This window comes from Microlunatus speluncae (assembly GCF_009299835.1).
Lineage (GTDB): Bacteria > Actinomycetota > Actinomycetes > Propionibacteriales > Propionibacteriaceae > Microlunatus > Microlunatus speluncae.
The window spans coordinates 168,422-192,783 of the sequence record NZ_VKCZ01000004.1 but is presented as its reverse complement, the minus strand read 5'-3'; the positions used below and the strand labels follow the sequence as shown (position 1 = coordinate 192,783).

Here is a 24,362-nt window from a genome sequence, read left to right as displayed (position 1 = left end):
TTGGCCGCGCCATGGCAGATCCCGGCTGGTACCCCGACCCGAGCGGCACGCCCCAACGACTCCGTTATTGGGACGGTACGTCCTGGTCCGGCCGCACCACCCGCGACCCCGCGCGTCCCGTACCCAGACGGACGGCGGTCGCCACCACGGCCCGCCGTGGCCGGATCCCGATCTTCTGGGTGGCCGGCCTGCTGGTGTTGATCTTGATCGGCGTGTTGACGATGGTGATCAGGCAGGACCCGTCGGATCAGCCGGACATCTGGAACACCGCGCTCTCCGACAGCCCGATCGGCCAGATCTCCAACCTCTTCTAGCCGGGTGCAGGGCCGCGACGGTTCGGTGTAAGTATGGGCACCATGGGCGACTTTGACGTGGTGGTGCTCGGCGCCGGGAGTGGTGGGTACGCGACCGCATTGCGGGCCGCCCAGCTGGGGCTCTCGGTGGCCATGATCGAAAAGGACCAGGTCGGTGGCACCTGCCTGCATCGCGGCTGCATCCCGACCAAGGCGATCCTGCATGCGGCCGAGATCGCCGACGCGGCCCGGCACGGCGCCGAGTTCGGTGTCCACACGGTGATCGAACGGATCGATCTGGCCGGCGTCAAGGCGTACGCCGACGCGACGGTGGCCCGGCTCTACAAAGGGCTGTCCGGGCTGGTCCGCTCCCGCGACATCACGGTGATCTCCGGCGAGGGGCGGCTGTTGCCGGCCGAGTCGGCCGAGGACCCGCCCCGGGTCGCCGTCGGTGATCAGGTGATCACCGGCCGGCATCTCGTGCTCGCCTCCGGCTCCGAAGCGCGCAGCCTGCCCGGCCTGGAGGTCGACGGCCGGCGGGTGATCACCAGTGATCATGCGCTGCGACTGGAGTCCTTGCCGAAGTCGGCGATCGTGCTCGGCGGCGGCGTGATCGGCGCCGAATACGCCTCGGCCTGGCGGTCGTTCGGCGTCGAGGTGACGATCATCGAGGCACTGCCGCGGCTGCTGCCGAACGAGGAGCCCGAGCTCTCCGCCGGGCTGGAGCGGGCGTTCCGGCGGCGCAAGATCACCAACCTCACCGGAGCTCCGGTCGCCGAGGTCGACGCCGGCGAGCACGGAGTGCGGGTGACACTCAGCACCGGCCGCGCGGTCGAGGCCGAGCTGCTGCTCGTCGCCGTCGGCCGCGGGCCGCGGTCGGCCGGGCTGGGTTACCCCGAGGCCGGGGTCGAGCTGGACCGCGGCTTCGTCACCGTGACCGAGCGGCTCGCCGCGAGCACGCCGAGGACGTACGCGGTCGGTGACCTGGTCGCCGGGCTGCAACTGGCGCACCGCGGCTTCGCCCACGGCATCTTCGTGGCCGAGGAGATCGCCGTCGCCGAGGGCCGGCCCGACGCCCGGCCACCGGCGCCCGTCCGGGACCGTGACATCCCGAAGATCACCTACTGCGATCCGGAGGTGGCCTCGGTCGGGCTGGGTGAGGAGGCGGCCCGGGCGGAATACGGTGACGCCGTCACGATCAGCTACGACCTGGCCGGCAACGGGCGGTCCCAGATCCTCCGGACGGCCGGCCTGGTCAAGCTGGTCCGGGCCCCGGACGGCCCGATCGTCGGCATCCACCTGCTCGGCTCCCGGGTCGGTGAGCTGATCGGCGAGGCGCAGCTGATCACCGCCTGGGAGGCGTACCCGGAAGACGTCGCCGCCGCCATCCATGCCCATCCGACGCAGTCCGAGGCCATCGGCGAGGCCCACCTCGCCCTGGCCGGGAAGCCCCTCCATGTGCACGGCTGACGCCGGGAGGGGTCAACCGACTGGCCGCGCCGCGCCGCTGAGGGCCGGGCGTTAGGCTGATCCCCGAAACCCTGAGCACCACGGCACGGCCCCCGAATGAAGGAGTCTCAATCCATCATGTCGACTTCTGTAACCCTCCCGGCGTTGGGCGAAAGCGTCACCGAGGGAACGGTCACCCGTTGGCTGAAGCAGGTCGGTGACACGGTCGCGGCGGACGAGCCGTTGCTCGAGGTCTCCACCGACAAGGTCGACACCGAGATTCCGTCGCCCGCGGCCGGCGTGCTGCTGGAGATCAAGGCGGCCGAGGACGAGACCGTCGAGGTCGGCGCCGTGCTGGCGGTGATCGGCGACGCCGACGAGCAGCCGAGTGGCGACGCCGGTGGCGATGAGCAGCCGGCCCAGACCCAGGAGCAGCAGGCCCAGGAGCAGCCGGCCGAAGAGCCCCGGCAGCAGGAGCCGGCGGAGCAGCAGGCCGAGGCCGAGCCGCCCGCGGAGCCGCAGGCCGAGCAGACCGACACCGCCGCCGAGGAGCCGCAGGCGGAACAGGAGCAGCAGCCGCAGGCCGAGGACGACCAGCCGGAGCAGCCGACCGGTGGCGCCCAGCCGTCCGGCAGCGGCCAGGGCACCGAGGTCACCCTGCCCGCGTTGGGCGAGAGCGTGACCGAGGGTACGGTCAGCCGCTGGCTGAAGCAGGTCGGCGAGACCGTCGCAGCCGACGAGGCGCTGCTCGAGGTCTCCACCGACAAGGTCGACACCGAGATCCCCTCCCCGACCGCCGGCACCCTGCTGGAGATCCGGGTCAAGGAGGACGAGACGGTCGAGGTCGGCGCGGTGCTCGGCGTGATCGGGTCCGCCGACCAGGCGTCCTCCGATCAGGCCCCGGCCCAGCCGAGCCAGGACGAGCAGCCGGCCACGGAGCAGGAAGAGCCGGAGCAGCAGCCGCGCCGGGCCGAGGCCCCGGAGCCGAGCAGCGAGGCCGACGAGCCGCGGGACAAGCCGGCCCAGGAGTCGGCCCCGGCCCAGTCCGCCCCGCCGCAGCAGGCCCCGGCGCAGCAGAAGGCGCCCGAGCCGAGTTCGGCGCAGGTCGACGGCGACGGTGGCCCCGGGTACGTGACGCCGCTGGTCCGCAAGCTCGCGGCCGAGCACGAGGTCGATCTCGGCTCGATCACCGGCACCGGCGTCGGTGGCCGGATCCGCAAGCAGGATGTGCTCGCGGCGGCCGAAGCGGCCAAGGCCCCCGCGGCCCCGGCCGAGCAGCCGGCGGCCGAGCAGCCCGCGGCGGCCTCCGCCCCGGCGGCCGCGGCCGTGCAGCCGAGCTCGCTCCGTGGCACCACCGAGAAGATGTCCCGGCTGCGCAAGATCATCGCCAAGCGGATGGTCGAATCGCTGCAGACGTCGGCCCAGCTGACCACGATCGTCGAGGTCGACCTGACCGTCGTCTCCCGGCTGCGGGCGAAGGTGAAGAACGACTTCCTCGCCCGGGAGGGCGTGAAGCTGTCGTACCTGCCGTTCCTGATCAAGGCGGCCGTCGACGCGCTCAAGGTGCACCCGAAGCTCAACGCGACGGTCGACACCGAGGCCGAGGAGATCACCTACCCGGCCACGGAGAACATCTCGATCGCGGTCGACACCGACAAGGGCTTGGTGGTCCCGGTGATCAAGGGCGCCGGTGATCTCAGCATCGCCGGCCTGGCCAAGAAGATCGCCGACGTGGCCGACCGGACCCGGAGCAACAAGCTCACCCCGGACGACGTCACCGGCGGCACCTTCACGGTGACCAACACCGGCAGCCGGGGCGCCCTGATCGACACCCCGATCGTCAACATGCCGCAGGTCGCCATCCTCGGCACCGGCACGCTGGTGAAGCGGCCGGTGGTGCTGACCGACAAGGTGCTCGGCGAGACGATCGCGGTCCGCGACATGATGTATCTGTCGCTGTCCTACGACCACCGGATCGTCGACGGCGCCGACGCGGCCCGCTTCCTCGGCACCCTCAAGGAGCGTTTGGAGGAAGGCGACTTCGAGTCCGAGTTCGGTCTCTGAGTCCGTTCGGTGGCTGATCGATGAAGTACCTGCTCGCCGGCGCATCCGGGTTCCTCGGCACCGCGCTGCGGGTCCGGCTGGCCGAGCAGGGTGACCAGGTGGTGCGGCTGGTCCGCAGCGAGCCCGTCGCGGCCACCGAATTCCGCTGGCACCCGGCCGCCGGGACGATCGACGAGCGCGCCTTCGCCGGCGTCGACGTGGTGATCAATCTGTGCGGTGTCGGGATCGCCGACTGGCCCTGGACCCCGGCCCGGCGGCGGCTGTTGAAGTCGTCCCGGGTCGATCCGGGACGGACCCTGACCGAGTCGCTGGCCCGGCTGGAGGACAAGCCGCGGCTCTATCTCCAGGCCAGCGGGATCTCGGCGTACGGCACCGAGGTGGGCGACCCGGCCGCCACCGAGGATCACCCGCCCGGGACGGATTTCCTGTCCCGGTTGATCATCGACTGGGAGGCCGCGGCCCAGCCGGCCACGCAGGCCGGCATCCGGACCGTGATCATCCGGACCAGTCCGGTGCTCAGCCGGTCCGGCGGGCTGCTCGGCCTGGCCAAGATCCCCTGGCTGTTGGGTTTGGGCGCCAAGCTCGGCGACGGACGTCAGCGGACGCCGGTGATCAGCCTGACCGACTACCTGCGGGCCATTCAGTGGGCGGTGGACAATCCGGACGCCCGGGGCGCATACAACCTGACCATCCCGACCCCGGCCAGCAACACCGAGTTCTCCGACACGCTGGCCGAGTTGTTGCGCCGGCCGCGGCTGATCGCGGCCCCGGCGCCCGTGCTCCGCCGGGTGCTGGGCGAGATGGCCGAGCAGTTGCTCGGCGACATGAACGTCCGGCCCGGCCGGCTGCTCGCCGAGGGGTTCGAGTTCCGCGGCGACGACATCCGGTCCGCCCTGCGGCTCGCCCTGGATGACTGACTCCGACGTAAGGTGAAGGCCATGACCCTGGACGTCCGCCTGCTCGGCCTCGGCTCGAAACTGATCGACTACTCCGAGGCCTGGCTGGTGCAGCAGGAGGTGCACGAACAGGTCGTCGCCGGGCGATTGCCCGACACGTTGCTGCTGCTGGAGCACGATTCGGTCTACACCGCGGGCAAGCGGACCGAGCCGACCGAGCGACCGACCGACGGCACGCCGGTGATCGACGTCGACCGCGGCGGCAAGATCACCTGGCACGGTCCCGGCCAGCTGGTCGGCTATCCGATCGTCCGGCTGCCCGAGCAGATCAAGGTGGTCGACTACGTCCGCCGGCTGGAGGAGGCGCTGATCCGGTCCGTGGCCGAGTTCGGCATCACCGCCGGACGGGTGCCCGGTCGGTCCGGCGCCTGGCTGGCGGCCGATGATCATCATCCGGAGCGCAAGATCGGCGCGATCGGCGTCCGGGTCGCCGGCGGCGTGACGATGCACGGCTTCGCGCTCAACGTCAGCCCGGAGCTGACCGCGTACAGCAAGATCATTCCGTGCGGCATCGTCGACGCCGGTGTCACGTCGATGGCTGCGGAGTTGCCGTATCCGCCGAGCCTGCTCGAGGTGGCCGCGGTTGTCGTCACCAAGCTCGAGGACCTGCTCGACTTCGAGGCCTACGTGCCCGCACCGGACCTGGCCGGCCGGGCCGGGGTCCGCTACGGGCTCACGGTCTCGGGCCAGTAGATGCAAGATCACGACCTGTACGGAGTCCAGCTCAGGACGAAGGAACTGACCCGGCTCGTGCTGCTCAGCCTCGCGCTGGTGCAGGTCGGCATCACCATCGCCGCGATGATCGCTCCGATCACCCACACCGCCGACGACGACCAGGACCCGCTCTCCACGCCCGGTCTGTTCCTGGCGCTGAGCCGGATCCGTGAGCCGGGCGAGTCCACCGGTGATCAGGTGTACGCCATGATCATCAGCGCGGTGCTGGTGCTGGCGCTGCTGGCGACGGCCGTGATCGCCCTGCTGCTCGCCGGCTCTCCCGAGCTCCCCGGCCGGCTGCCGACCATCCAGTACGTCCTCGCCGGCGTGCTGATCTTGGGTGCGATCGCCCTCCTCCCGTCGGTCAACGACCTGAGGATCGAGGGGCTCGGCGGCGACCGCTACGACTTCGATCCCGATCATTCGGCCGGCAAGGCGGCCTGGGGTCTGTGGCTGCCGGTGGCCGCCGCGGTCTGGGCGATCAACCTCGCCCGCGGGGTCAGGCGACTGAGCGAGTAGTGCGCCGGGCCGGCCGGGCGGCCGGCTCGGGCCGGGAGATCTCGGCCCACACGGTGTCCAGCGACAGGCCGAGGACGGCGGCGATCGCCGCGATGGTGGAGAAGGCCGGCGTGGCCACTCGACCCGATTCGATCTTGCGCAACGTCTCCGGCGAGACCCGGGCGTCGAGCGCGACCTCGAGCATCGAACGCTCGCCGCGGGCGCGACGCAGCAACGCCCCGAGGCGCTGCCCGCGCTCGACCTCCGCGGGAGTGAGCGGCAACCTGACCATGACCCGATACTAATACCGGGATAATATGACCGGTATAGTTATTGGTCCACGAGAAGGGCACCGCATGATCGAGATCCTGAACCCCGCCGAAGTGGCCCGCGGCCGGGAAACCGGCGCGCTGGTCGCCGACATCCTGCAGACCCTGAAGCGGCGGACCACGGTCGGCACCAGCCTGCTGGAGATCGACCGGTGGACCGCGACCATGATCATCGAAGCCGGCGCCCAGTCCTGCTACGTCGACTATGCCCCGTCCTTCGGCCGCGGACCGTTCGGCCACTACATCTGCACGGCCGTCAACGACGCGGTGCTGCACGGCCGGCCGTCCGGCTACCGGCTGGCCGAGGGCGATCTGCTGACCCTCGATCTGGCGGTGATCAAGGGCGGGGTCGCGGCCGACTCGGCGATCAGCTTCATCGTGGGCGGGACGGGGCCGGCCGAGAGCGTCGCGATGATCGACGCCACCGAACGCGCGCTGGCCGCGGGGATCGCCGCTGCCGTACCCGGGGCTCGGATCGGTGACCTCTCCTTCGCCATCGGCACCGTGCTCGTGGACGCGGGCTATTCGATCAACACCGAGTACGGCGGCCACGGCATCGGTTCGACGATGCACCAGGACCCGCACATCTCGAACACCGGCCGGCCCGGCCGCGGCTACAAGCTGCGCCCCGGGCTGCTGCTCGCCCTGGAGCCGTGGGTGATGGCCGACACCGCCGAGCTGGTCACCGATGCCGACGGGTGGACACTGCGCAGCGCCACCGGCTGTCGTACCGCTCACAGCGAGCACACGATCGCCATCACCGAGGAGGGCGCCGAGATCCTCACCCTGCCGAGGACGTGAGGTCGAACCACGGGCGGGCCACCGGTGGCCGCCGAGTAGGCTGACGGGCGTGACGATCGCGCCCGAAGGACGGAAGCTGCTGCGGCTGGAGGTTCGAAACGCGGCGGTTCCGATCGAACGCAAACCGTCCTGGATCAAGACCACGGCGCGGATGGGCCCGGAATACACCGAGCTCCGGCAGCTGGTTAAGCGGGAGGACCTGCACACGGTCTGCCAGGAGGCCGGCTGCCCCAACATCTTCGAGTGCTGGGAGGACCGGGAGGCGACGTTCCTGATCGGCGGCGACCAATGCACCCGGCGCTGCGACTTCTGCCAGATCGACACCGGCAAACCGGCCGACTTCGACGCGGCTGAGCCGCTGCGGGTGGCCGAGTCGGTGCAGAAGATGGGCCTGCGGTACGCGACCGTGACCGGCGTCTGCCGGGACGACCTGCCGGACGAGGGCGCCTGGCTCTACGCCGAGACGATCCGCAAGATCCACGAGCTCAACCCCGGCGTCGGGGTCGAGATGCTCGCCCCCGATTTCTCCGGCAACCGCGACTACCTGGGCCAGCTGTTCGGCACCCGGCCCGAGGTCTTCGCGCACAACGTGGAGACGGTGCCGCGGATCTTCAAGCGGATCCGGCCGGGCTTCCGCTACGAGCGGTCGCTGGAGGTGCTGCGCTGGTCCCGCGAGGCCGGGCTGGTCACCAAGTCCAACCTGATCCTCGGCATGGGCGAGACCCGGGACGAGGTCTCGGCGGCGTTGCGCGACCTGCACGACGCCGGCACGGAGATCATCACGATCACCCAGTATCTGCGGCCGTCGCCGCGGCACCATCCGGTGGAGCGTTGGGTGAAGCCGGAGGAGTTCGTCGAGCTGCAGGACGAGGCGACCGAGATCGGTTACGCCGGCGTGATGAGCGGGCCGTTGGTCCGTTCCTCATATCGCGCCGGAAGGTTGTACCGTCAGGCGATGGAACGACGGGCGGCATGACGGAAAAGTTGGGATGAGGACTGATGGCTGACGCGAAAAGCGTGAGGGCGGCCGCCAAGGAGGCCAAGGCGCAGGCCAAGGCGGCGGAGCGGGCGGAGAAGTTACGCCGCAAGAACAGCACCGATCCGGCCGACATGGGCCGGATCCGGCAGATCCGGCGGGCGTACGAGATCACCCACGAGTACGACAAGCCGCTGCCGTGGCTGCTGGCCGGCGCGTTCGTCGGCTCGGTGGTCGTGCTGCTGGTGATCGGATTCCTGATCGGCCAGGCGATCTATCTCGGCATCCTCGGCCTGATGGTCGGCCTGCTCGCGGCCATGATCGTGCTGGTCCAGCGGGCCAAGAAGGCGACCTTCAAGCGGTACGCCGGCCAGGCCGGATCGGCCGAGGTCGCGCTGCAGATGCTGCCCAAGAAGTGGGTGTCCGAGCCCGCCGTCGCCGCCAACAAGCAGCTCGACGTGGTGCACCGCACCCTCGGCCCGGGCGGCCTGGTGCTGATCGGCGAGGGCGAGCCCGGCCGACTGAAGGCGCTGCTGACCAGTGAGGTGCGCAAGCACGAGCGCGTGGCGTACGGCGTCGAGGTGATCACCGTCCAGATGGGTGACAAGGAGGGCCAGATCCCGCTGGACAAGCTCACCGATCACATCAAGAAGCTGCCCAAGAAGCTGGCCCCGCCCCAGATCACCGACATCAAGCAGCGACTGCGCGCCCTGGACGCGGTCCGGCCCAAGATCGCCGTCCCCAAGGGCCCGATGCCGACCAATCCGCGCCAGGTCCGCGGCACCCGCCAAGCCATGCGCGGCCGCTGATCCTGCTCGCTCCCTGAGCCCGGACCCACCGATGATCCTGGTCGTGGTGTCGCGAAAGCTCTTCGTGCGGGGCGAAAGCCGTCATTGCCACGTGGAAACCTCCCGCACGAAGAGCTTTCGCGGCAACCAGCCAGGCTCAGGGAACGAACAGACGTCCAGCCCGAACAGGAATCGCAACATCGCAGATCCAAGATCATCGGTGGATCCAGGCTGAGCCTGTCGAAGGGCGAGCCACCTGCCCATAACCGAGGGGCGGCACGCGCCGGACGCGACCCTCGGAGCACCCACCCTGAATGCCGCGTCGCGCCTCGGTCCTCGGAGACTTTTTCGGCAACAGAGAGGCAGGTTTCGGCGTCGGTAACGTCCGGGCGACCGGCTCCCCGTCGCCGAAGGCACCGAGACTGTCCTTATCCACGTTGAATTGCGGGATTTGCGTGGAAAGGGCAACACTCGGTGCAGGCACCTCCTCGGTCGGACTGGGTCGCGCCAGTGCGGATCAAGATCATGAACTCTCGACGCCGGGCAGTTCTCGTAACCGACGGACCGGCGAGGCCAGCAGCCAGGCGGCGGCGCCGATCGTGCCGAGGGCGGCGATGATCAGCAGCGGTCGGACTCCGAGCCGGTCGGCCAGCAGGCCGCCGAGCAGCGCCCCGAGCGGCGCCGCCCCGCCGGCGACGACGGACATCGTCGCCGTCACCCGACCCTGCAGCCCGACGCCGACCAGGGCCTGCCGGACGGCGCCCTGATTGACGTTGTAGAACGGCTGCCCGAACCCGCTGCCGAACGAGGCGACGACGATCACCACGAAGATCACCGACGGCGGGCCGGCGGCGAGCGGCAGGGCCAGATTGGCCAAGCCGGCCAGGGCCAGCCCGGCGATCATCACCGGCCCGATCCCCCAGCGGCCACCGGCCCGGACCGCGAGCGTCGCCCCGACCAGCGCTCCGGGTCCGACCGCTCCGAGGACGATGCCGAGCTGGACCGCGGACAACCCGAGGTCGCGGGCGAGGAAGATCACCTCGACCGCCAGAACGGCGCTGTGGAAGAGGTTGTAGGTGCCCGCGGATGCCGCGCTGGCCCGCAGGATCGGGCTCCGCCAGATCACCCGGCAACCCTCGTAGACCTCGCGCCAGACGGCCCGCCGGGCCCCGGGCCGGACCGCCGGCTCCTCGACCCGGATCCGGGTCAGCGCCAGCGCGGAGAGCAGATAGCTCGCGATGTCGATCATGATCGCGACCGGCGCCGTCACGGCCTGGACCAGGGCGCCGCCGAGGCCGGGACCGCTGATCTGGGTCAGCGCCCGGGACTGCGTCAGCCGGGCGTTGCCGTCGATCAGCCGGGCCGCCGGTAGCAGCGTCCGCAGAAAGGCCGAGGCCGAGATCTGGAACACCACTCCCAACGTGGCGACGATGAAGGCGACCCCGTACAGCAGCGGCAGCCCGAGCAGCCCGGCCGCCGCCGCCAGCGGAATCATCAGCAGCACCCCGGCCCGGGCCAGATCCGTCATGATCATCAGTCGCCGGCGCCGGACCCGGTCGACCCAGACCCCGACCGCCAGGCCGAAGAGGACGATCGGCAGTCGGGACGCCGCGCCGAGCAGGCCCATCTGCGTGGCACTGGCCTCGAGCAGCACCACCGCCAGGATCGGGACCGCGATCGCCGAGACCTGATCACCGAGGCCCGACAGGGTCTGCCCACCCCAGAACAGCCGGAACCGCGACAACCGCCAAGCCGAGCCGCCCTGATCAGTGATCATCCGAGAAGCGTTCCCACGCGGTCTGCCGGCTCACCCCCAGCTGCTGACCGATCCGGCTCCAGCTGACCTTCCGGCTGCGCAGCGCGCGCACATGATCACGAACCGACCGCTCCACCTGTTCCCGCGACGCGTCCAGCCGGGCCATCCGGGCCAGCAGCTCTTCGTTGGAGGACTCGTCGACCGTGATGAACGAGGCCACCTGCTCGCGGGCGAGCAACTGCTCGGCCAGTCCCACACAGTCGTTGCAGATGTAGGCCCCCGGGCCGGCCACCAGGCGATCGACCTCGTCCTCCGCCTTGCCGCAGAACGAACAGCGCGCGCCGTCCCGGTCCGCCACCCGCTCGCGTCGCCGTACCACCACCTTGTCAGGCTAACCCTGACAAGATCACCCCGTCAACGCCGACTTGTCAGAACTGAGTAGCCCTATGGCACACCTGAGTTCTGACAAGTCGGCGGTGGGTCAGCAGCTGACGTCCTTGCCCTCGCTGCCGAAGATGTCAAGCCGGCGCTGATCGGGGATGTTGGGGGTGCCGGCGGGGACGTAGTGCAGTTGGACGGCGCGACGGCGGTGGGCGGTGCGGTTGGCCGGGGTGCCGTGGTGCAGCAGCCCATGGAAGAACAGGGCTCCGCCGGGCGGCAGCGGGATCATCGTGTCGCGGTTGCGGTCGACGTCGTCGTCGCAGACCTGCCAGTCACGCCGCTTGAAGTGCACGACCGGGCCCTCCCGATGGGTGCCGGGCAGCACATGCATGCACCCGTTCTCCGCGGTCGCATCGTCCAGCGCGATCCAGACCCCGACGATCGGCGTGCCCGGCTCGAGTGTGAAGTAGGCGTTGTCCTGGTGCCAGGGCTTCTCCCGGCCGCCACCGGGCGGCTTCAGCAGAGCCATGTCCTGCATCATCGTCAGGTCCTCGCTGCCGCAGAGCCTGCGGACGACCGACAGGATCCGCGGATGGCGGGCCAGCGCGGTCAGCCGTTGATCTTCCTGGACGAACAGCATGAACTTGCGGATCAGGTCCATCCGCTCGTCGCCCGAGGCCGCCTCGATCCGGTCGGCGGCCCAGGCCTCGTACTCGACCAGCGCCCGGCCCGGCCGGGCCAGCACCTCCGCCAGTCCGTCCAGCACCTCGGCCACCTCGTCGGCGGCGAGCACCTCGCGTACGGCCAGATAGCCGAGGTCGGCGAACTGCTCGGCCTCGGCGTCGGTGACCTGGTCGACCTCATCGACGTAACGACCCGGCCGGTCGAACCGGTACAGGTCCTCCGGATAGTCGACGACGGACTCGATCGGCATCGCGTTGGACATCGGCACTCCCTGGTGCGGCTCCGGTGATCATGACCCTCTGTCACCCGACCCTAGGTCGCCGATGCCGCCGGCAACCATGGTCTGAAACCGCGACTTCTTGCACCGAGTGGTGCCCGGGTCCCGTCAGGATTCCGGCGTGACGGCCGGCCGGACCAGTAGGCCACGCAGCGCCAGCACGGCCATCGGTACGGCGACGACGGCGGCGATCACGTTCAGCGCCGGGAAGCCGGCGAGCCCCATCACCAGGCCGGACAGGGCCGAGGAGCCGGCGGCGGCGAGGTTCATCAGGGCATCGGTGCCGCCCTGCAGCGAGACCCGGTCGTGGTCCGACACCGCGGACGCCAACAACGACGAGCCGCCGATCATGCCGGCCGACCAGCCGAGCCCGAGCAGGCCGAGCGCGAGCGAGATCACCGGGCCCTGAGTGGTGTCGGCGAAGCCGCCCAGCACCAGCGCCGCGGCGAAGATGATCACGCCGATGCCGATCACCGCGGGCCCGCCGAGCCGGTCGGTGAGCCAGCCCATGATCGGGCTGGCTCCGTACATCCCGAAGATGTGGATGCTGAGCACCAGCCCCACCAGGTCGAGCGTCATCCCGTGATGGGTCATGTGCAACGGGGTCATCACCATCACCCCGACCATGATCGTGTGCGAGCAGATCACGGCGACGATGGCCAGCCGGGTGGTCGGGTTCCGCAGTCCGGCCCGCAGGGCGGGAATCAGCCCGGTGGCCCGGACCGGTGTGACCGGCCGGGCCGGATCCTGATCTTGATCAACAGGAACCCGGCCGGCGATGCCGACCGAGAGCACCACGGCGGCGCCGGCGAAGGCGACCAGCGAGAACAGGTACGGACCGGTCAGCGGCTCGATCCCCAGCCCGCGGCCGAAACGACTGCCCAACTCGGACAGGTTCGGCCCGGCCACCGAGCCGAGCGTGGTCGCCCACATCACCACCGACAGGGCCCGGGCCCGATAGCGGAGGCCGACCACCTCGGCCGCGGCGAACCGCGCCTGCAGCCCGGCCGCGGTCGCCGCCCCGAACGCTGCCGTACCGACGAACAACAACGGCACCAGGTGCACGGCGGCCGCCAGCAGGATCAGCCCGGTGCCGAGCAGGGCCAACAGATAGCCGGCGGCCAGCCCCCAACGCCGGCCGCGTCGTCCGGCCAGCCGGGCCAGCGGAATCGCCCAGAGGCCGGCGCCGAGCACCGACGAGGTCTGCGCGAAGCCGGCCAGCGCGACGGTCCCGGACAGCCGCTCGGCCAACAATCCACCGACGGCGATGCCACTGGCCACACCGACCCCGGCCAGCACCTGGCTGATCACCAGTACGACCAGCCGCCCACCCGATCTGCTCTGCACGCAGCCATCGTGACAGCCGGGGCGGACCTTCGTGGCACGGACTCCCCGCGACCGGACGCGTGGCCCGGCCCCGAGGGTCAGCCGAAGCCGGGCCGGTTGTCCCGGACGCCGGCGTACTCGGTCCTGATCCGCCGATCCCGCCGCTCCAGCGACCGCTTGCCGAGGTGCATCGCGGCCGCGCCGCCGACCGCGGCCGCGAAGCCGCCGACGATGGCTCCGAAGAAGGTGTACGGGCTGTAGACGGCGGCGACCAGCACCAGCACCCCGGCGACCATCAGGCAGCCCAGCAACAACAGCAGGCAGATCAGATCGAACCCGGACCAGCCGGCCGATCCCGGCCGCGGGACCGGGCCGGGCATCGGCGCCGGCCGGCTCGGGCCCGGCTGCTGTTGTCGCGGCAGATCGGAGACCAGGCTGCCCAGATCGAGCATGGTCTGGGCCCGCATCGCCCGCGACAGCCGATCGTCGAGTTCCTCGCCGGTCAGCCGACCGGCCGCGAAATGGGCGGCGAGCTCATCACAGACTTCGGACCGCTCCCGGTCACCGACTCGGGTGGTCAACTCGGTGTGCATCGGTTGGAGTTCCACGCCGTCAGTCTCGGCTGGCCCGGGTCCTCGCGGAACCGGCTCCCACCATCCGCAGACCCGGGCCGGACCGTTCGGACCGGAATGGGGACCACGGTCGTAGCCGACCCTGGCCAAAGGTGCCGTACGGCCTCGACCCACCGGCTCACCACCCCGTCGGCCGTGGCCTTCGAGGATCGCGGGCCGACACTAGACTCGGCCCGGTGAATGCTCCCGGCGCGGCCGCAACGCGCGGTGGGGCCGAGGTGCCGCCGCTGGTCCTGGACGCGCTGCTCGGCGCCGCCGTGGCGATCGTGGTCGCGATCGCCGCGGCCTCGCGGCTGGAAGGCCGACCGCTCTCGGTCGGTGCCTTCCTGTTCGCGGTGATCTTCGGCGCACTGATGCTGTTCCGGCGCCGCTTCTCGATCCCCGTGTTGATCATCACCGCGCTGGCGATCTGTGTCTACTACACCTTCGACTATCCGGCGATCGGACTGGCGCTGCCGATGGCCGCGGCCCTCTATTCGGCCGCGGAGAAGAGACACCTGCTGACGGCCTCGGTGGTCGCGGTCGTGCTGGTCGGCCTGTCGATGGTGTTCCGGCTCCAGGAGGGCGAGGACCCGGCCCTGCTCTTCGGCTACGAGCTCGTCTCCACCGCCGCGCTGATGGCCGCGGCGATCGCCCTCGGCGACGGCGCCCGCTCACGCCGCGAGTTGCGCGAGCTCGGCGATCTGCGGGAGCGGGAGGCCAGGGCCTCGGCCGACCGGGAGCGGGCCGACGAACGACTGGCGCTGGCCCGGGAGCTGCACGACGACCTCGGCCACAGCCTGTCCGTGATCGCCCTGCACGCCTCGTCGGCCACCGAATCGCTGGCCGACGACCCCGACGCCGCCCGGGCCTCGATCGGCAACGTCCGGCACGCCTCGACCGACGCGTTGCGCCAGCTGCGCGGCACGGTGAAGGTGCTGCGCCGGACCGGCGAGCCGGTGCCGACGGCGCCCGAGGCCACCCTGGCCGAGCTGGACAAGATCGCCGCCACGCTGCGCCAAGCCGGGCTCGAGGTGCGGCTCCGGGTCGAGTCGCCGGTCACGTTGCCGACCGGAGTGTCGGCGGTGGCGTACCGGATCGTGCAGGAAGCGACGACGAACGTGATCAAGCACGCCCGGGCCCGTCAGGTCACGATCGACCTACACGCGGACGGGCCGCTGCTGCGGATCGAGGTCGTCGACGACGGCACCGGCGCAACCGGATCCCCATCCGGGCACGGGATCCGCGGGATGGCCGAACGGGCCGCGGCTCTCGGCGGAACGGTCGGTGTACGATCCGAGACCGCCGGCACCACCGTCAGCGCGGCTCTGCCGCTGGAAGAGAATCCGGTCGCCAACGAGGAGGGATCATGATCACTGTCGCGGTCATCGACGACCAGTCCATGGTCCGAACGGGTCTGATCTCCTTGCTGGACAGGGATCCGGAGATCAGTGTCGTCGGCGAGGCCGGCAACGGCAACGACGGCATCGCCCTGCTGCGCCGGACCAGGCCGGACGTGGCGCTGATGGACATCCGGATGCCGATGCTGGACGGCATCGAGGCCACGACCATGATCACCGCCGATCCGGAGCTGAACGGCACCCAGGTGGTGATCTTGACGACGTTCGACGAGGACGATCACGTGCTCGGCGCGATCCGCGCCGGCGCGGCCGGCTTCCTGCTCAAGGATGTCGAGCCCGACGAGCTGCGCCGGTCGGTCCACCTGGTCGCCGCCGGGGCGGGTCTGCTGTCCCCCGGCGTCACCGGCCGGGTGCTGGCCGAGTTGGCCCGGTCACGCTCGCCGCAGGCCCGGCCGGAGCTGGTGGCCGAGCTGACCGAGCGGGAGCGGGAGGTGCTGGCCGAGGTCGGTCGCGGCCGGTCGAACGACGAGATCGGCGGCGTGCTCTTCATCAGCCCGGCGACCGCCCGGACCTACGTCAGCCGGCTGCTCGGCAAGCTCGGCGTCCGGGATCGCGCTCAGCTCGTGATCGTGGCGTACGAGAGCGGCCTGGTCACGGCCGGGGAGCGCTGACCGGGTGGCGAACCTCGACGGAGTCCCATTGTGAGCAACTTGCTCAACGCCGAGCGGATCGGCATCGCCTTCGGCACCCGGGTGCTGCTCGACGAGGTCAGCCTCGGCCTCGACCGCGGCGACGTGATCGGCGTGGTCGGCCGCAACGGCGACGGCAAGACCACCCTGCTGCGCATCCTCACCGGCACGCTCGAACCGGACTCCGGCCGGGTGACCCGGGCCGGCGCGACGTCGATCGGCTATCTGCACCAGACCGACGACTACGCGCCGACCGAGACGGTCCGGTCGGTGATCGTCGACGGCGCCGATGATCATGTCTGGGCCGCCGACCCGACGACCCGGGCGATCGTGCGGCACCTGCTCGGCGATGTCGATCTTGATGCAACGATCTCCACCCTGAGCGGCGGCGAGCGGCGGCGGACAGCGCTGGTCCAGCTGATGCTCGCCGGCCACGATCTGCTGGTGCTCGACGAGCCGACCAACCATCTCGATGTGGAGGCCGTGGCCTGGCTGGCCGAACACCTGCGCGCCCTTCAGGCCGGGAAGACCGCGATGCTCGTGGTCAGCCACGACCGGTGGTTCCTCGATGCGATCTGCACCCGGATCTGGGAGGTGCACGACGGCGTCGTGGACGGCTACGACGGCGGCTACGCCGCGTATGTGCTGGCCCGGGCCGAGCGCGGCCGGCAGGCCGTCCAGGTCGAGTCCCGGCGGGCCAACCTGCTGCGCAAGGAGCTGGCCTGGCTCCGCCGCGGCGCGCCGGCCCGGACCTCCAAGCCGCGGTTCCGGACCGACGCGGCGAATGCGTTGATCGAGAACGAACCGCCGCCGCGGGACACGGTCGAGCTGAGCAGGCTGTCGAGCAACCGGCTCGGCAAGGACGTCTTCGATCTGCACCGGATCCGGCTCTCGGTCGGCGAGGGTGATCAGGCCCGGGACCTGATCAAGGAGCTGGACTGGTCGATCGGTCCCGGCATGCGGATCGGCCTGATCGGCGTCAACGGCGCCGGCAAGACCACCCTGCTCCGGTTGCTGGCCGGTGATCGCCGGCCCGACGCCGGAACGATCAAGCGCGGCCGGACGATCAGCATCGGCGAGCTCAGCCAGAACGTCGCCGAGCTGGACGAACGGGACCGGGTGCTGGATTCGGTCAGCCAGAACACCACCCAACTCGCTTCCGGCAAGGAGGTCAGCGCGACCACCCTGCTGGAGGACTTCGGCTTCACCGGTGATCGACTGACCGCCCGGATCGGTGACCTCTCCGGCGGCGAGCGGCGGCGGTTGCAGTTCCTCCGGATCCTGCTGGCCGAGCCCAACGTGCTGCTGCTGGACGAGCCGACCAATGATCTCGACATCGACACCCTGACGGTGATCGAGGACTATCTGGACAACTGGCCCGGGACCTTGATCGTGGTCTCCCATGACCGCTATTTCCTGGAGCGGGTCTGCGACGTGACGTACGCGCTGATGGGCGACGGCCGCTGCGTGCTGCTGCCCGGCGGTGTTGATCAATACCTGGAGCATCGCCGGGCCGCGACCACGGCCACGCCGGCGACGTCCACCGAGGAGCGGAAGCCGGTCAGCTCGGCTGCCGAGGACCGCCGGGTCAAGAAGGACCTGGCCCGGATCGAGCAACGGTTGCAGCGGATCGACACCGCGATCGGGAAGATCCATGATCAGATGGCCGCCGCCGGGACCGACTACCAGCGACTGACCGGCCTGCAACAGGACCTGACGGAGCTGACCACCGAGAAGGACGATCTCGAGCAGTCCTGGCTGGAAGCCGCCGAACGCGTCATCTGAAGCAACTCGCGACGCGGGCACTCCGGGCCGGATCGTGAGATGAGTTCAGTTGACGCCTGGAGAAAACGTGTTAAGAATTCCGCGTTTTCTTAACACGTTCCTTGGACCTGTCGAAGGAGTTAACACGTGGCGCGGAAACCCTCTGATCATCGCCAGGACTTCGGGTACCGCTTGCCGGGCTTGGGCTTGCCGAGCAGTTCGCTCACCGTGACCAGCGTGTAGCCCCGCTTCTTCAGACCCTTGATGATGTCTTCCTGGGCAGCGATCGTGGTCCGGTGGATGTCATGCATCAGCACGATCCGGTTCCTGGCCGCGCCGCGCAGCACCTTGCGTTTGATCTTGCCCGGGTTGCGGCTCGACCAGTCGAGGGTGTCGATGTCCCACAGGATCTCGGCCAGGCCGGCCTTCTTGGCCGCCTTGTCGACGCCCTTGTCGGTCGCTCCGTACGGCGGACGCATCAGCCTGACCCGGCAACGGCAACCCTTCTCGATCGCCGCGGAGGCCCGCTTGAGGTCCTGATGCGCCCCCTTGACCGACTTGCGGTTCAGTGAATCGTGGTCCCACGAGTGGTTCGCCACCTCGGACCCCATCTGGTGAATCTTCCGGACCAGTTTCGGATGCCGCTTCGCGAGCTGGCCGAGCTGGAAGAAGGTGGCCTTCGCCTTGTGCTTCTTCAAGATCTTGATCAGCTTCGCCGTCGTCTTCGGGCTCGGTCCGTCGTCGTACGTGAGCGCGATGCACTTCAGCTTCTTGCAGTTGACCGCCGGCCGGGCCCGCTTGGCGGCGGCCTGAGGAGTCGGCTTCGACGACTCCCTCGACGCCGCGATCCGGGGCGCAGCCGGCGAGCCGAGGGACGCATCGGCCCCTGTCCGGTCCGACGACACCGCCGTGGGCGGAGCACCGCCGCAGGCGCCGAGAAGCAGGGACATCACGATGACCATGACCGCAGCCGCAGATTCAGGCGCGGACCCTCGGATTCGCACGAACTGACAGTACTCGCACGACGCCCGAGTTGTCAGAACTGAGGAGCCCTATAGCGCTCCTCAGTTCTGACAGGTCGACTACGGGTTAGTGTTCGTCGCCGTCCGGCGGCGGCTCGGTGATCACACCGACCTTGGCGACCTTGACGGTGCGGTGGCCGTTGGTGCCGCCGATGGTGACCTTGCGATAGGTGATGTTGTTGGTCGTGCTGACCTCGACCAGCTTGCGGTCCGGGTTCGCCGTGACCTCGATGTAGTAGACCCCGTTCTTCAGACCCTTGAGATCGAACGACTGGCCCGGCAGGTACTGGACGTAGGTGTCGCCGGAGCCGCTGGCGAGCACCTCCCGGATCCCGATCGATCCGCGATCACCGCAGGCGGTGTGCAGGTCGGTGTTCCCCGGCTTCCAGTTCGCACCCTTGACCGTGTAGTCGATCGCGTCCGTGTTGGCCAGGCAGAAGGCCTCCTTCTGACTCCGGACGACGACATTCTTGTCCTGGTCCAGCAGGCGATAGCGGGCGAAGTCGGTGAAGTGCCAGTGATGGTGCCCGTCGCGGGGATCCCACTCCATCGTGCCGACCTGCTTGTGCCCGATCTGCTTCCCGGCACTGTTGAAGAAGTACTGGTAGGCGTCCATCAGGTCCTCGTTCTGGTCCTGCCGGAAGCCGTCGACCACCAACGGCGACGGGCCCGCATTCCACACCGTGGCAGAGAAGTCGAGATAGCGACCGCGATCGATCATGATCCCCCAGGCCGGCAGGGACTGAAGATCAGGCAGCGGTCCGCTCGGCTTCCCCAGCAGTGCCCGCCCGGTCGGCTTCACCGGCGCAGGAGCCTTCGACTGCTGTTGCTGAGACTGCTGCTGCCGAGTCTGCAACTTGCGCGCGTGCGCCTCCTCGTCGACGCCCTTGATCACCTTCAGGTTCGCCGTCGCGGTGGCCGCCGCTGTCGGGAGCTCGAAGAGATCGCGATAGTTCTTGGCGATCGTCGTGATCACCTTGTAGCTGCCCGGCTTGAGCTTGGTCTCGAGCGAGTCGAACGAGCGCACGGCGAAGCCCTTCTCGATCCCCCAGACCATTCCCGTCGTGTACGGATTCCAGCCGCAGCCCTCCGGATAGGGCGAAGTGGCCGGCGCATCAGGCCGCCGCCGCACCTGTTCGTAGCCGTTCGGACAGAAGTCGAGCTTGCGATCCACCACGACCTTGCCCTTGGCATCGACGACCTGCACGGTGAAGAACTTCTTCAGCCCGTCGAAGGTCGGCACCAAGGCTTCCGGGATCGCCTGATCGGGCCCCGGTTTGACCTGCCAGGCACTGATCGGCCGGTCGTAGGACGTGCGATACGCCCTGACCTCGAACGCCCGCTTGCCCGCGACCGCGTACAGGCTCAGGTCGACTGAAGTGTCGCCGTCCCAATTCTCCGCGGTGACGTTCTTCGTCGCCAGCTCGAGCTTGAGCTGGGGTGTCACCGGTCCCGCCGTGGCCGCCGGCAGCGCCGTCGCGCCGACTCCCGCACTCATGGCCAGCGCGGCCGCAAAGCCCACAGCGGCCCGCAGTTGAATCTTCATCAGACCCCCTTTACTGAGCGACCCGTTGTCGCTCAGCAGCACTACGTGCCGAACCGCGAATGCGTTGCATCGCCCCGGCAACTTTGTTGGGAGCCAAACCCCGAGTTGTCAGAACTAGGGACCGCCATAGCGTTCCCTAGTTCTGACAAGTCGGGGTGTTCAGGCGTTTTGGCGGCGGAAGGTGCGGGTGCCGATCCAGAGGCCGGCAGCGGCCAGGATGACTGACCAGAGCACGCCCCAGAAGGTCTGGCCGCTGAGCAGGTCGCCGCGGAAGACGGCGCGGACGCCGTCGACGACGTGCTTGGTCGGCAGCACGTTGCTGATCGCCTGCAGCCAGCCCGGCCCGAGCGTCATCGGCAACAGGATGCCGCTGAGCAACAGCAGCGGCAGGGTGACCATGTTGAGGATCGGGGCCAGTGCGTCCTCGCTCTTGGTCGCCAGTGCCAGCGCGTACGAGCTCGAAGCGCAGGCCGTGCCGACCAAGATCACCAACAGCAGGCCGAGCAGCATTCCGCCGATCGACCCGCGCAGCCCGAAGGCGAACGCCAGCCCGATCAAGATCAATCCCTGCACGGTCAGCTGCAGCACGTCGCGCAGCACCCGGCCGAGCAGCAGCGCGACCCGGCTGGCCGGCGTCACGCGCTCGGCCTCGATCACCCCGTCGCGCCACTCGCCGATCAGCCCGAAGCCGGCGAACAGCGCACCGAACAGGCCCAACTGCACCAGCAGTCCGGGCACGAACAGGGTGTACGCGTTCGCCGTGCCCAGCTGGCCGGCGATAGGCTCCAGCAGCGGCCCGAACAGCACCAGATAGAGCACCGGCTGCAACATCCCGATGATCACCCAGGCCGGGTTGCGGACCGCCAGCCGGAACTGCCGGCGGAACACGATGAACGTGTCGCGGAAGAACGTCATGATCAGACTCCTGCGGTCTCTAGTTCGGGCGCGGACGCTGTCTCGTCCCTGAGCGAATGACCGGTCAGGGCGAGGAACACGTCGTCCAGGGTGGGGCGGCGGACCTCGACGCCGTCCAGCCCGATCCCGTCCGCGTCAAGATCACGGAGCAGGCCCGGCAGCGCGCCGCCCGCCTTGGGCACCCGGGCGCTGACCGTCGTCTCGGCGGTCATCAGCTCGGTCGCTCCGCTGAGGCTCTGCAGCCGCTCGGCCGCCTGGCCGAGGCGCGACGGGTCGGCGAGCGACAGCTCGATCAGGTCCCCGCGGACCGCGGACTTCAACGCCTCGGGGGTGTCCGCCGCGATGATCCGACCATGATCGATCACGAAGATCCGGTCACAGAGCGCGTCGGCCTCGTCCAGGTAGTGGGTGGTGAGGAAGACGGTGCCCTCCAACCGGTCTCGGAGCGCCGAGATGTGCGTCCACAGGTTGGCCCGGGCCTGCGGGTCGAGGCCGGTGGTCGGCTCGTCGAGGAAGATCAACTTCGGTTCGTGCACCAAGCCCATCGCGATGTCCAGCCGTCGCCGCTGACCGCCGGAGAGGCTGCGGCCGGTGCGCTCCCAGACGCCGTCCAGGTCGAACCGGGACAGCAGGTCACGGGCCCGACGGGTGGCGGTCGGCCGGTCGATCCCGTACAGCAGGGCATGATCGACGATCTCGTCGCCGGCCCGCCCCTCGCTCGAGGCCGAGCCGGACTGGGACACGTAGCCGATCGACCGGCGCACCTGCACCGGCTCGGTCGCGACGTCGAACCCGGCCACGGTCGCACTGCCGGAGGTCGGCTTGAGCAGCGTGGTCAGCATCTTCAGCGTGGTCGATTTCCCGGCACCGTTCGGCCCGAGGAATCCGACGATCTCGCCGCTCCGGACATCGAGATCGACGCCGTCGACGGCGGTCACCTCGACGGTCTCCCGGCCGCGCCGGGTCTTGTACGTACGGGTCAGTTGGCGTGCATGGATCATGGTCGACCCCCTTTCGACCACAATTATTCAAATTTGAACGCTGATAGTCAAGTTTGAATGTCGCCGGACTTCCTTCGCTCGGCAATCAGCTTCTGGTAGCGCTGCGCCTGGGCCACCATCTCCCAGCCGGCGTCCTCCGGAGGCGGCTCCCAGGGGTCGCCCGATTCGCCCGCGAACCACAGGTAGCCGCCGTCCAGCAGCGTGCGGAACTCGGTCACCCACGCGAGCTCGGCCTCCGTCTGCGCCAGTGGCAGGGTCAGAGCATGCCGGACGTGCGACGGCATCGAGTCGTTGCTGATCTTGGACACCAGACCGTCCCGATAGCGGGTCACGTTCTCGATCCGCCGGACAACCGCCGCGATCACCTCGGCCCGCTGCAGCGTCGGCGCGAACGACATGGTGGCGTGGAACATCACCGGGTCCAGCCCGCGGCTGCCGTCCAGGCCGACCCGGACCAGGTCGCCGAGCTCGCGTTCCCCCGACTCCGAGACTTCGTAGACGGCCACCGCTCGGTCCGCCTCGGCGAGCTCGTGCCGGTGCAGCATTCCCTGCTTGGACAACGAATTCAGCATCGAGTAGATCGAGCCCGGCTTCACCTGGGCCCAGTCCTCGACGTACCAGGAGTTCAGCTCGCGCAGCACCTGATAGCCGTTCATCGGCTGGAAGAGCGAGACCACGCCGAGCACCAGCATTCGCGTGACTGCGGCGCTGGCCATGCCGCGGAGTCTAACTTTCCCGGTGGGCGGAACCCGTCGCGGTCGAACCGAGCGGCGCGACGTAGCGTTGCTGTCATGGCCGCGCCGCTGGATGAACTGATCGCCGAGCTTCCGCCCGGAACCGTCGTCACCGAGGCGGCGACGGTCGAGAACTACCGCCACGACTGGTCGCGGGATCCGTCCGCCGGGACGCCGATCGCGGTGGTCCGGGCGACCGATGCCGATCAGGTCCAGGCGACCGTACGGTGGGCGGCGGCGAACCACGTGCCGATCGTGCCGCGCGGCGCGGGCAGCGGGTTGTCCGGCGGTTCGTCGGCCGTGGACGGCGGGATCGTGCTCAGCCTGGAACGGATGCGGGCGATCGAGATCGACACCGACTGCCGGGTCGCCGTGGTCGAGCCCGGGCTGTTCAACGCCGAGGTCAAAGCGGCCGCCGCCGAGCACGGCCTGTGGTATCCGCCGGACCCGTCCTCGTACGAGATCTGCTCGATCGGCGGCAACATCGCCACCAACGCGGGCGGGCTGTGCTGTGTGAAGTACGGCGTCACCACCGACTACGTGCTCGGCCTGGACGTGGTCCTCGCGGACGGAACCAAGATCACGCTCGGCGGCAAACGGGTGAAGGATTCCGCCGGCCTGTCACTGCTGAAACTGTTCGTGGGCAGCGAAGGCACACTGGGCATCGTCACCCGGGCCATCCTGCGACTGATCCCGGCCCAGCCGCCGCGCTCGACCATCGTCGGCACCTTCCCGACCGTCGTCGCCGCCGCCCAGGCCGTGGTGGAAATCGGCCGGACGATGCGGCCGTCGATGCTGGAACTGATGGACCAGACCTCGATCAACGCCGTCGAGGACTACAAGCCGATGGGCCTTGATCGCGACGCCGCCGCGATGTTGATCGCCCAGTCCGACGCCCCCGAGGGCGCCCGCGAGGCCGAGATCGCGATCATCGAGCAGGGCTTCGTCAAGGCCGGCGCCCGCGACGTCTTCCTCACCCACGACCCGGACGAAGGCGAACTCTTCGTCGCCGGCCGCCGCGCCGCCTTCGACGCCCTGGACGCCCGCGGCGCCCTGCTGCTGGAAGACGTCGGCGTGCCGGTCCCGGTGTTGCCGGAGCTGGTCGCCGGCATCGCCGAGATCGCCGCCCGGCACCGGGTGGAGATCCCGGTCGTCGCCCACGCCGGTGACGGCAACACCCACCCGAACGTGGTCTACAACGCTGCCGAAGAAGGGGCACGGGACCGGGCCCTGGTCGCCTTCTACGAGGTGATGGACCTGGCGATCAAGCTCGGCGGCACGATCACCGGCGAGCACGGCGTCGGCCGCGCGAAGCGACGCGCCCTACCTGATCAACTCGGGCCGGACGTGATGGCCCTGACCCGCAAGATCAAGATCGCCCTCGATCCCGCCGGAATCCTCAACCCCGGCGCGATCCTGGACTAGGC

Annotated in this window: 24 protein-coding genes; 13 read left to right on the top strand and 11 right to left on the bottom strand. The window is 69.6% G+C overall.

Annotation, left to right across the window (positions count from 1 at the left end):
- Positions 1-11: 11 nt before the first annotated feature.
- The 6 genes from FNH24_RS07200 (at position 12) to FNH24_RS07175 (ending at position 5,995) form a co-directional block, all read left to right on the top strand.
- Positions 12-314, top strand: a complete 303-nt coding sequence (locus tag FNH24_RS07200; RefSeq protein ID WP_152361474.1) for a DUF2510 domain-containing protein — start codon at positions 12-14, stop codon at positions 312-314.
- 42 nt (positions 315-356) lie between these two features.
- Positions 357-1,763, top strand: coding sequence for a dihydrolipoyl dehydrogenase (lpdA, locus tag FNH24_RS07195; RefSeq protein ID WP_152361473.1), 1,407 nt, complete (start codon positions 357-359; stop codon positions 1,761-1,763).
- 117 nt (positions 1,764-1,880) lie between these two features.
- Positions 1,881-3,806 carry a 2-oxoglutarate dehydrogenase, E2 component, dihydrolipoamide succinyltransferase gene (gene sucB, locus FNH24_RS07190; RefSeq protein WP_152361472.1) on the top strand — a complete coding sequence of 642 codons (1,926 nt, stop codon included), beginning with the start codon at positions 1,881-1,883 and terminating at the stop codon, positions 3,804-3,806.
- A 20-nt stretch (positions 3,807-3,826) separates the two neighbouring features.
- Entirely contained in the window at positions 3,827-4,723 is an 897-nt protein-coding gene (locus FNH24_RS07185) for a TIGR01777 family oxidoreductase (RefSeq protein ID WP_152361471.1), read from the top strand.
- 21 nt (positions 4,724-4,744) lie between these two features.
- On the top strand, positions 4,745-5,455 hold the full coding sequence (lipB, locus tag FNH24_RS07180; RefSeq protein WP_152361470.1) for a lipoyl(octanoyl) transferase LipB: 711 nt from the start codon (positions 4,745-4,747) through the stop codon (positions 5,453-5,455).
- Entirely contained in the window at positions 5,456-5,995 is a 540-nt protein-coding gene (locus tag FNH24_RS07175; protein ID WP_152361469.1) for a hypothetical protein, read from the top strand. It begins immediately after the preceding gene.
- Here the strand turns inward: FNH24_RS07175 and FNH24_RS07170 are convergent.
- Entirely contained in the window at positions 5,976-6,266 is a 291-nt protein-coding gene (locus tag FNH24_RS07170; RefSeq protein WP_152361468.1) for a helix-turn-helix domain-containing protein, read from the bottom strand. The two genes, FNH24_RS07175 and FNH24_RS07170, sit on opposite strands and share 20 nt — an antisense overlap.
- Positions 6,267-6,330: 64 nt before the next feature.
- Between FNH24_RS07170 and map the strand changes: the two genes are divergently transcribed.
- From map to FNH24_RS07155, 3 genes are read left to right on the top strand one after another with little or no spacing between them, the layout of a single operon-like run.
- Positions 6,331-7,104, top strand: coding sequence for a type I methionyl aminopeptidase (gene map / locus FNH24_RS07165; RefSeq protein WP_152361467.1), 774 nt, complete (start codon positions 6,331-6,333; stop codon positions 7,102-7,104).
- A gap of 49 nt (positions 7,105-7,153) precedes the next feature.
- Positions 7,154-8,080: a lipoyl synthase gene (gene lipA / locus FNH24_RS07160; protein ID WP_152361466.1), complete on the top strand. Its 927-nt coding sequence runs from the start codon at positions 7,154-7,156 to the stop codon at positions 8,078-8,080.
- A gap of 23 nt (positions 8,081-8,103) precedes the next feature.
- Positions 8,104-8,889, top strand: coding sequence for a DUF4191 domain-containing protein (locus tag FNH24_RS07155; RefSeq protein ID WP_152361465.1), 786 nt, complete (start codon positions 8,104-8,106; stop codon positions 8,887-8,889).
- 502 nt (positions 8,890-9,391) lie between these two features.
- On the opposite strand, the gene FNH24_RS07150 is transcribed toward FNH24_RS07155, so the two are convergent.
- From FNH24_RS07150 to FNH24_RS07130, 5 genes are all read right to left on the bottom strand, one after another.
- Positions 9,392-10,645 (bottom strand): MFS transporter, encoded by a 1,254-nt coding sequence (locus FNH24_RS07150; RefSeq protein WP_152361464.1) that lies wholly within the window; start codon positions 10,643-10,645, stop codon positions 9,392-9,394.
- Positions 10,635-11,006 (bottom strand): ClpX C4-type zinc finger protein, encoded by a 372-nt coding sequence (locus FNH24_RS07145; protein WP_217428078.1) that lies wholly within the window; start codon positions 11,004-11,006, stop codon positions 10,635-10,637. The genes FNH24_RS07150 and FNH24_RS07145 overlap by 11 nt, the downstream gene beginning before the upstream one ends.
- A gap of 99 nt (positions 11,007-11,105) precedes the next feature.
- On the bottom strand, positions 11,106-11,951 hold the full coding sequence (locus FNH24_RS07140) for a phytanoyl-CoA dioxygenase family protein (RefSeq protein ID WP_152361463.1): 846 nt from the start codon (positions 11,949-11,951) through the stop codon (positions 11,106-11,108).
- Positions 11,952-12,074: 123 nt separating this feature from the next.
- Positions 12,075-13,313, bottom strand: coding sequence for an MFS transporter (locus tag FNH24_RS07135; protein WP_217428077.1), 1,239 nt, complete (start codon positions 13,311-13,313; stop codon positions 12,075-12,077).
- A gap of 77 nt (positions 13,314-13,390) precedes the next feature.
- A complete protein-coding gene (locus tag FNH24_RS07130) occupies positions 13,391-13,900 on the bottom strand; it encodes a DUF1707 SHOCT-like domain-containing protein (protein ID WP_152361462.1) in 510 nt (169 codons plus the stop codon).
- 200 nt (positions 13,901-14,100) lie between these two features.
- Here FNH24_RS07130 and FNH24_RS07125 point away from each other — a divergent pair, with 200 nt between their 5' ends.
- The 3 genes from FNH24_RS07125 to FNH24_RS07115 are packed head-to-tail and all read left to right on the top strand — an operon-like array spanning position 14,101 to position 17,738.
- A complete protein-coding gene (locus tag FNH24_RS07125; protein WP_152361461.1) occupies positions 14,101-15,276 on the top strand; it encodes a sensor histidine kinase in 1,176 nt (391 codons plus the stop codon).
- The gene (locus FNH24_RS07120) at positions 15,273-15,935 is read left to right on the top strand and encodes a response regulator (protein ID WP_152361460.1); all 663 of its coding nucleotides are present in this window, start codon (positions 15,273-15,275) and stop codon (positions 15,933-15,935) included. The genes FNH24_RS07125 and FNH24_RS07120 overlap by 4 nt, the downstream gene beginning before the upstream one ends.
- 30 nt (positions 15,936-15,965) lie before the next feature.
- A complete protein-coding gene (locus tag FNH24_RS07115) occupies positions 15,966-17,738 on the top strand; it encodes an ABC-F family ATP-binding cassette domain-containing protein (protein ID WP_152361459.1) in 1,773 nt (590 codons plus the stop codon).
- 146 nt (positions 17,739-17,884) lie between these two features.
- Here FNH24_RS07115 and FNH24_RS07110 read toward each other — a convergent pair whose 3' ends face one another.
- From FNH24_RS07110 to FNH24_RS07090, 5 genes are all read right to left on the bottom strand, one after another.
- The gene (locus FNH24_RS07110; RefSeq protein WP_161606036.1) at positions 17,885-18,667 is read right to left on the bottom strand and encodes a polysaccharide deacetylase family protein; all 783 of its coding nucleotides are present in this window, start codon (positions 18,665-18,667) and stop codon (positions 17,885-17,887) included.
- A gap of 139 nt (positions 18,668-18,806) precedes the next feature.
- Positions 18,807-20,285 carry a lysyl oxidase family protein gene (locus FNH24_RS07105; protein WP_152361457.1) on the bottom strand — a complete coding sequence of 493 codons (1,479 nt, stop codon included), beginning with the start codon at positions 20,283-20,285 and terminating at the stop codon, positions 18,807-18,809.
- A gap of 159 nt (positions 20,286-20,444) precedes the next feature.
- On the bottom strand, positions 20,445-21,200 hold the full coding sequence (locus tag FNH24_RS07100; RefSeq protein ID WP_152361456.1) for an ABC transporter permease: 756 nt from the start codon (positions 21,198-21,200) through the stop codon (positions 20,445-20,447).
- Between the two features lie 2 nt (positions 21,201-21,202).
- The gene (locus FNH24_RS07095) at positions 21,203-22,201 is read right to left on the bottom strand and encodes an ATP-binding cassette domain-containing protein (protein ID WP_152361455.1); all 999 of its coding nucleotides are present in this window, start codon (positions 22,199-22,201) and stop codon (positions 21,203-21,205) included.
- A gap of 47 nt (positions 22,202-22,248) precedes the next feature.
- Complete coding sequence (locus tag FNH24_RS07090; RefSeq protein ID WP_152361454.1) at positions 22,249-22,917, bottom strand: PadR family transcriptional regulator; 669 nt, start codon at positions 22,915-22,917, stop codon at positions 22,249-22,251.
- A gap of 75 nt (positions 22,918-22,992) precedes the next feature.
- On the opposite strand from FNH24_RS07090, the gene FNH24_RS07085 reads away from it, so the two are divergent.
- A complete protein-coding gene (locus tag FNH24_RS07085) occupies positions 22,993-24,360 on the top strand; it encodes an FAD-binding oxidoreductase (RefSeq protein WP_152361453.1) in 1,368 nt (455 codons plus the stop codon).
- The last annotated feature ends 2 nt before the right edge of the window (positions 24,361-24,362 follow it).

Coding starts and splice junctions, on each gene's coding strand:
- FNH24_RS07095 (WP_152361455.1), bottom strand. CDS start 22,201: ATGATCCATGCACGCCAACTGACCCGTACGTACAAGACCCGGCGCGGC.
- FNH24_RS07090 (WP_152361454.1), bottom strand. CDS start 22,917: ATGGCCAGCGCCGCAGTCACGCGAATGCTGGTGCTCGGCGTGGTCTCG.
- FNH24_RS07150 (WP_152361464.1), bottom strand. CDS start 10,645: ATGATCACTGATCAGGGCGGCTCGGCTTGGCGGTTGTCGCGGTTCCGG.
- FNH24_RS07200 (WP_152361474.1), top strand. CDS start 12: ATGGCAGATCCCGGCTGGTACCCCGACCCGAGCGGCACGCCCCAACGA.
- lipB (WP_152361470.1), top strand. CDS start 4,745: ATGACCCTGGACGTCCGCCTGCTCGGCCTCGGCTCGAAACTGATCGAC.
- FNH24_RS07105 (WP_152361457.1), bottom strand. CDS start 20,285: ATGAAGATTCAACTGCGGGCCGCTGTGGGCTTTGCGGCCGCGCTGGCC.
- map (WP_152361467.1), top strand. CDS start 6,331: ATGATCGAGATCCTGAACCCCGCCGAAGTGGCCCGCGGCCGGGAAACC.
- lpdA (WP_152361473.1), top strand. CDS start 357: ATGGGCGACTTTGACGTGGTGGTGCTCGGCGCCGGGAGTGGTGGGTAC.
- FNH24_RS07110 (WP_161606036.1), bottom strand. CDS start 18,667: ATGTCCCTGCTTCTCGGCGCCTGCGGCGGTGCTCCGCCCACGGCGGTG.
- FNH24_RS07085 (WP_152361453.1), top strand. CDS start 22,993: ATGGCCGCGCCGCTGGATGAACTGATCGCCGAGCTTCCGCCCGGAACC.
- FNH24_RS07100 (WP_152361456.1), bottom strand. CDS start 21,200: ATGACGTTCTTCCGCGACACGTTCATCGTGTTCCGCCGGCAGTTCCGG.
- FNH24_RS07120 (WP_152361460.1), top strand. CDS start 15,273: ATGATCACTGTCGCGGTCATCGACGACCAGTCCATGGTCCGAACGGGT.
- FNH24_RS07140 (WP_152361463.1), bottom strand. CDS start 11,951: ATGTCCAACGCGATGCCGATCGAGTCCGTCGTCGACTATCCGGAGGAC.
- sucB (WP_152361472.1), top strand. CDS start 1,881: ATGTCGACTTCTGTAACCCTCCCGGCGTTGGGCGAAAGCGTCACCGAG.
- FNH24_RS07185 (WP_152361471.1), top strand. CDS start 3,827: ATGAAGTACCTGCTCGCCGGCGCATCCGGGTTCCTCGGCACCGCGCTG.
- FNH24_RS07170 (WP_152361468.1), bottom strand. CDS start 6,266: ATGGTCAGGTTGCCGCTCACTCCCGCGGAGGTCGAGCGCGGGCAGCGC.
- FNH24_RS07155 (WP_152361465.1), top strand. CDS start 8,104: ATGGCTGACGCGAAAAGCGTGAGGGCGGCCGCCAAGGAGGCCAAGGCG.
- FNH24_RS07175 (WP_152361469.1), top strand. CDS start 5,456: ATGCAAGATCACGACCTGTACGGAGTCCAGCTCAGGACGAAGGAACTG.